Raw genomic sequence first — 5496 nt, 5'->3', positions numbered from 1 at the left:
CTCGAACCCCTGACCCCCTGCATGCCATGCAGGTGCGCTACCAGCTGCGCCACAGGCCCATCTTGCTCCCCCGGGTGAACGGGGCAACTTGAAAAGAATACAACACGCGAACCGATGGGCGCCAATCGGTGCGGGCTCGGGCGGGTCTGGGGAACACTTCGGCAGATGTATGCGTTGTGATGGATATGCAGGTCAGAGAGAGCATCGTCATCGGCGCCGGCCAGGCGGGTCTCTCGGCCTCGTTCCACCTCAAGCGCCTCGGCATCGACCACGTCGTGCTGGATGCCAATGACGCACCGGGCGGCGCGTGGCAGCACCGGTGGAATGCTCTGACCATGAACGATGTGCATGGCGTCGCCGAGCTCCCCGATGCGCATCCGGCGGCACGCGACGGGCAGCGCGCCAATCGGGTTGTCCCGGAGTCCTTCGCCGAGTACGAGCGTGACAACGACCTTCCGATCATCCGCCCCGTGCGCGTCGACCTCGTCACCGACGACGACGGCGTCCTCGTGGTGCATGCGGGGCAGAGCGAATGGCGTGCACGCACCCTGGTGAATGCGACCGGTACCTGGACCCAGCCGTTTCTGCCGCACTACCCGGGCATGGAGACCTTCATCGGCGAGCAGCTGCACACCGTCGACTACCCGGGCCCTGCGCACTTCCTCGGCAAGCGGGTGCTCGTCGTCGGCGGAGGTGCGTCGGCCGTGCAGTTCCTCGGCGCACTCGCACCGATCACCGACACGCTCTGGGTCACCCGTCGCGAGCCGATCTGGCGCGATGATGACTTCACCCCGGAAGCGGGCGCAGCCGCCGTCGCACTCGTCGAGCAGCGTGTCGCGCAGGGACTGCCTCCGCAGAGCGTCGTCGGCGTCACCGGACTCATGCTCCGTCCGCAGGAGCAGGAAGCCGCGCGACTGGGCGCCTACGACGACCGCCGCTCGATGTTCCAGAGCGTCGAACCCGATGGCGTGCGCTGGGCCGATGGCTCCTTCGAACCTGTCGATGTCATTGTGTGGGCAACCGGATTCCGCCCGGCGATCGGGCACCTCGCACCCCTCCACCTGCGCAGCGAGGCCGGCGGCATCCAACTCGATCGGAGCGGCCGCGGCACGACCGCGGTGAAGGATCCGCGCATCCAACTCGTCGGCTACGGGCCATCGGCCAGCACGATCGGTGCGAACCGTGCCGGACGCACTGCGGCGAAGGGCGTGCAGCGCACCTTCGCAATGGCCGCGCCCCTGTGACGATGTGACCGGGGAGGGCTAGCCTGGGACCATGTCCCGCGTCATCGTGTTCGGCGGCCACGGCCGCATCGCCCTCCTACTCGCACCGATCCTCACCACCCGCGGTGATGAAGTCACATCGGTGATCCGCAACGCCGATCACATCGCCGACGTCGAACAGACCGGTGCCACCGCCCTGGTCGCTGACATCGAGCAGCTGGATACCGCCGCGCTCACCGACCTCATCCGCGGGCATGACGCCGTCGTCTGGTCCGCCGGCGCTGGTGGAGGATCCCCGGAGCGCACCTACGCGGTCGATCGCGATGCCGCGATCAGGTCGATGGATGCCGCATCGGCAGCTGGCGCGAAGCGCTACGCCATGGTGTCCTGGCTCGGCTCGGTCGCCGACCATGGGTTTCCCGAGAGCGATTCGTTCTTCCCCTACGCCGACGCGAAGTGGGCCGCCGACGAGCATCTGCGCGCCACGGATCTGGACGGCACCATTCTCGGCCCCGGCACCCTCACCTTCGATGAGCCGACCGGACGCATCGAACTCGACGCACCGGACCACGGCCACGTTGCGCGTGCCGACGTCGCAGCCGTCATCGCCGCAGCACTGACCGATCCGGGCACGATTGGGCGCACGATCCGCTTCGGCAACGGCACAGCGGCGTCTTCGGAACCGATAGCCGACGCCCTCAAGCGCTGACGGGCTCCACGCTCTCCGGCCCCAGCCAGGCGTCCAGCATCCGTGCGCGGAGCGCATTGCCGCGCTCGGCGAACTCGCGCTGACGGCGCACGTACTCGGCCTTGCCATCGGCCGTCTCGATCGGCACAGGCACGACGTCCCACGCCGACAGGTCGTAGGGTGCTGCTTCCATATCGAGCAGTCGGATGTCGCGGGCGAGTTCGAACGTGTCCAGCAACAGCTCACCGGGGATGAGCGGTCCGAGTTTCATAGCCCACTTGTATAGATCCATGCCCGCGTGCAGGCATCCGGGCTGTTCGAAGGCGGGTTGATCGGCGCGCGTGAGCTCGGTGCGATTGCGGGGCACCGCGTCAGGGGTGAAGAAGCGGAACGCGTCGTAGTGCGTGCAGCGCAGGTCATGGGACTCGACGACGTCGTCGGTGCCGGCTTGTCCGAGCCGGAGGGGCGCCGGATGCCGATGTTCAGCATCGCGATACACCATCGCCCATTCGTGCAGGCCGAAGCAGCCGAACTGGCCGGGGCGTGCCGCGGTGCGGCGCAGGATCCGCTCGATCAGGTCGGCAAGCGACGATTTCTCGCGGGTGAAAGCATCGGCATCCGGGGCCGCGGCATCGGGCTGCGTGCCGGGGGAGTACCAGCGCCAGCCGACGCGCTCGCCGGCATCGGCGAGCTCGACTCCGGCCCCCGGATGCCAGCGGCGCAGCTGCGATGGCGAGTACGAGTAGTAGGTGAACAGGAAGTCCCAGACCGGATGCTTCACGCCTCGTGATGCGCGTTCGCGGTGTGCGGCGGTGAAGGCATCGGCACGCTGCTGATGCGCGCGCTCGCGCTCGGACCAGGTGGCGTGATCGAGAGAGATCATGACCGTCCGTCTCAGTGCAGGATGCCGACGTCGGTGAGCTTCTCGCGCAGTCCCGCACCATCCGATGCCGCAACCCAGGGAGCGGTGTGCTCGGCGTGATCGTCGGAGACCGCGCGACCACCGGCGAGCATCGCCTCGGTGGCAGAGAGCTGACGGATGGCGACTCCGGCGACGGAGTCGGGATGTTCGATCATGAACTCTGTGTAGATCGCCTCGTCATGCTGGCCGTCATCGCCGATGAGCAGCCATTTCACATTCGGGAACTCCTCGGCGAGCCGTCGCAGGTTTCTCAGCTTGTGCTCGCGTCCGCTGCGGAACCAGCGGTCGTGCGTCGGTCCCCAATCAGTGAGGAGCATCGATCCCCTCGGGAACAGATGCCTGCTCATGAAACGGCTGAGCGTGGGCGCGACGTTCCACGCCCCGGTCGACAGGTAGATCATCGGGGTACCGGGATGCTGTCGCATGAGCTGTTCGATGAGTACGGCCATGCCGGGAACGGGGATCCGGGCGTGCTCATCGACGACGAACGAGTTCCATGCGGCGATGAATGGGCGAGGAAGTGCGGTGACCATGACGGTGTCGTCGACATCGGATACGACGCCGAAGTCCACCTCATCGCCGACGATGAACGCTGTCGCCTCGACAGGTTTCTGGTTCTCGACCGACATGGTGAACGTCTGCCACCCGGAGGGAAGATCCGCATCGATGACGGCGTCGATCACGCCTCCACGGTCGGCGATCACGTCGTACGTGCGTCCGTTGAGTGTGATGGTTGCGTGAGCGAAGCCCACGGGAATGCCGACGAAGCTGCGCCAGCCGCGGATGGACTCGTACTCGCCGTCAGCGCTGCGGCGGTGCGGAGGGACGATCAGCACGCGTCCGACCACGCGAACCCAGCCCGTGCCGCCGTAGCCGGCGAAGGGGAGAACGGTTGCGGTGCGTCCACGACGCCGCGCGCGGCGCTCACGCCAGGCGTGCAGGCGGCGCTCGAGGCGTGCGAACCAGTGGATTCTGGCTTTTTTCGCGCTGACTTCGGACATCGTCTTCAGTCTTTCACGTCTCCGGGCGTCGTCTCGTCTGCGTCGGCGATGCGCATGTGGCGGCCTTCCCACTTCTGCAGCACCTTCTTGCCGACGAAAACCAGGACCAGGAACAGGACGATCACGCCGACGAAGATGTAGCCGGCGAAGTGGACACGATCGACGAGTTCACGGAACCCACCGGCTGCGAGAGACGTCACACTGACGTAGGCGACGGCCCAGAGCAGACACGCCGGTGCCGTCCACGCCAGAAACCGACGGTACGAGTACGTGCTCATGCCGACGGTGAGCGGAACGAGAGAGTGCAGCACGGGAAGAAAGCGGGAGAGGAAGATCGCGAGGCCGCCGCGGCGTTGCAGATAGAGCTCGGCGCGCTCCCACTGTCTTTCGCCGATCTTCCGTCCGATCCAGGAGCGTCGGATGCGCGGACCGAGCCACCGGCCCAATGCGAAGCCGATGCTCTCGCCGATGAGAGCACCGACGACGACGGCGATCACCATGGCGACGATCTCCACGGGTCCGGCAACGCCCATCGACGCGACGATCACGATGGTGTCACCGGGCACGATCAGGCCGATGAGGATGCTGGTCTCCAGCATCACCGCGATTCCGGCGATGAGGGTGCGGGCGACGGGATCGACTGCCTGCACGGCATCGAGGATCCACAGCAGGAAATCGTCCACGCAGACGAGAATACGCACCCTACGCTGAGATAGTGCTCCCTGATGCCCCGCTCGAAGCGCGCCGCGCGCCCGCGAGCGTCGATTTACCGGACCTGTTCCGCGCGTTGGCAGCCTCGCAGGCGAACCTGTTCTGGCTGGATGCCGGTGCGGATGCCTCGGAGGGATGGAGCATCGTCGGGATCGGCGAACCGGATGCCGCGGGCCCGGGGCATGTGCGATTGGACGGGGATGCTCCAATTGCAGATGACCTGCCCCCCTTTCTCGGTGGCTGGGTCGGCTGGCTCGATTACGAGAGCGGTGCACGACTCGCCGGTGCGTCGGTCGCTGCCTCGGAGGACGGTCCTGCATGGATGCGGGTCACCGCGGCCGTCGCCCTCGACCACGCCACCGGCGCAGTCTGGGAGCTGGGGGAGGTCGCCCTTCGACAGGCTCAGGGACCGACCCTTTCTGAAGGAACATCCCCCCGCTCTGAAGGAGCATCCCCCCGCGGGCCGTTTTCTGAAGGAGCATCCCCCCGCGGGCCGTTGAGCGAGCGGAGCGAGACGAAACGCGGTGAGCGAGCGCAGCGAGTCGAAGCGTCCCCTCAGCGAGCAGCATCCGCTCGTCACACCCCCGACGACTACGCCGCGCTCGTCGAACGCTGCCGCGACGCGATCCGTGCCGGTGATGCCTATCAGCTGTGCCTCACGACCCGTTTCTGTGTGCCCGGTGCGCACGATGCCGTCGAAACCTACCTTCGGTTGCGCGCCGCGACACCCGCGCACCACGGCGGCTTCATCCGCATCGGCGAACGCGCACTGCTCAGCGCCAGCCCGGAGGTGTTTTTGCAGGCAGAGGGAGGCCGCATCCGCACCCGTCCGATCAAGGGCACCCGCCCCCGGGGAGCGGATCCGGCCTCCGATGCGGCGCTGGCCGCGGAGCTCCTGGCGAGCCCGAAGGAGCGTGCCGAGAACGTCATGATCGTCGATCTCATGCGCAA

At 67.1% G+C, this 5496-nt stretch carries 6 protein-coding genes; 3 read left to right on the top strand and 3 right to left on the bottom strand.

The genetic code is table 11. The annotated features are described in order from the left end of the window. Nucleotides 1–185 precede the first annotated feature (185 nt). Entirely contained in the window at nt 186–1244 is a 1059-nt protein-coding gene (locus ACTIAO_RS16950) for an NAD(P)-binding domain-containing protein (RefSeq protein ID WP_441907277.1), read from the top strand. 31 nt (nt 1245–1275) lie between these two features. Then, on the top strand, nt 1276–1932 hold the full coding sequence (locus ACTIAO_RS16945) for an SDR family oxidoreductase (protein WP_441907276.1): 657 nt from the start codon (nt 1276–1278) through the stop codon (nt 1930–1932). Here ACTIAO_RS16945 and ACTIAO_RS16940 read toward each other — a convergent pair. Genes ACTIAO_RS16940 through ACTIAO_RS16930 form a run of 3 tightly spaced genes read right to left on the bottom strand, consistent with a single transcriptional unit; the run spans nt 1922 to nt 4517 of the window. Further along, entirely contained in the window at nt 1922–2794 is an 873-nt protein-coding gene (locus ACTIAO_RS16940; protein WP_441907275.1) for a 3-methyladenine DNA glycosylase, read from the bottom strand. The genes ACTIAO_RS16945 and ACTIAO_RS16940 overlap by 11 nt on opposite strands. A gap of 11 nt (nt 2795–2805) precedes the next feature. After that, complete coding sequence (locus tag ACTIAO_RS16935) at nt 2806–3834, bottom strand: App1 family protein (protein ID WP_441907274.1); 1029 nt, start codon at nt 3832–3834, stop codon at nt 2806–2808. Nucleotides 3835–3839: 5 nt separating this feature from the next. Next, on the bottom strand, nt 3840–4517 hold the full coding sequence (locus ACTIAO_RS16930) for a DedA family protein (protein WP_441907273.1): 678 nt from the start codon (nt 4515–4517) through the stop codon (nt 3840–3842). 32 nt (nt 4518–4549) lie between these two features. Between ACTIAO_RS16930 and ACTIAO_RS16925 the strand changes: the two genes are divergently transcribed. Beyond that, nucleotides 4550–5496, top strand: a 947-nt coding sequence (locus ACTIAO_RS16925) for a chorismate-binding protein (protein ID WP_441907272.1), incomplete at its 3' end; no start/stop codon positions are given.

The sequence above is a fragment of the Microbacterium sp. genome, assembly GCF_052099035.1.
In the GTDB taxonomy this organism is placed as follows: domain Bacteria; phylum Actinomycetota; class Actinomycetes; order Actinomycetales; family Microbacteriaceae; genus Microbacterium.
The sequence above is the reverse complement of the archived record's forward strand: the minus strand, read 5'-3'. Positions and strand labels throughout refer to the sequence as shown.

Coding starts and splice junctions, on each gene's coding strand:
- ACTIAO_RS16950 (WP_441907277.1), top strand. CDS start 186: ATGCAGGTCAGAGAGAGCATCGTCATCGGCGCCGGCCAGGCGGGTCTC.
- ACTIAO_RS16945 (WP_441907276.1), top strand. CDS start 1,276: ATGTCCCGCGTCATCGTGTTCGGCGGCCACGGCCGCATCGCCCTCCTA.
- ACTIAO_RS16940 (WP_441907275.1), bottom strand. CDS start 2,794: ATGATCTCTCTCGATCACGCCACCTGGTCCGAGCGCGAGCGCGCGCAT.
- ACTIAO_RS16935 (WP_441907274.1), bottom strand. CDS start 3,834: ATGTCCGAAGTCAGCGCGAAAAAAGCCAGAATCCACTGGTTCGCACGC.